The sequence below is a fragment of the Nitratireductor sp. GCM10026969 genome (genome assembly GCF_042660605.1).
Classification (GTDB): Bacteria; Pseudomonadota; Alphaproteobacteria; order Rhizobiales; family Rhizobiaceae; genus Chelativorans.
In genome coordinates, this window is record NZ_JBHSUM010000344.1 from 1 (window position 1) to 501 (window position 501).

Consider the following 501-nt stretch of genomic DNA (forward strand, 5'->3'; position numbering starts at 1 on the left):
GCCTCTGCAGCCAGCGCGAGGCGACGGCGGGCGCATCCCCGGTGCGGGCGGAGCGGGAGAGCACGATTTCCGGCGCGCCCATGGCCATCATGAAGTCATGGGCGGCAAGCCCGATGCGCCGTTCCGGCGGCTCCAGCGCGAGCTCGGCCTTCATCAGGCGTGACATGAAGCGGTCGGACGGCGGCACCTGCGGCCAGGTGCCCTCGTTGAGCCCGCCGAGAACCAGCGTGTCCACGTTCTGCAGCCGTGCTTCAAGCGTGCCCCAGATCGCCACGCGATGGTCCGCGCCGGGGGCCGGCTTGACCACCTGCCCGGCAATGAGTGCGTCGAAGACGTCCGGCCATTCCACGAGATCGATTTCAAGATCCGTCCGTGTTTCGACCAGCTCGCGCAGAAAGCGGGCGAGCGCCTCGCCGCTTTCGCCATCGTAGAGCAGCGTCAGCGCGCCCTCGGCATCGCGGGCCAGCGCCTCAAGCGCCTCGACGGATGCGCGGGCGACGG

At 70.1% G+C, this 501-nt stretch carries 1 pseudogene; it reads right to left on the minus strand.

Annotated features, from left to right (window positions below):
• Positions 1-501, minus strand: a pseudogene (locus ACFP9U_RS25420) (double-strand break repair protein AddB); the annotation flags it as partial.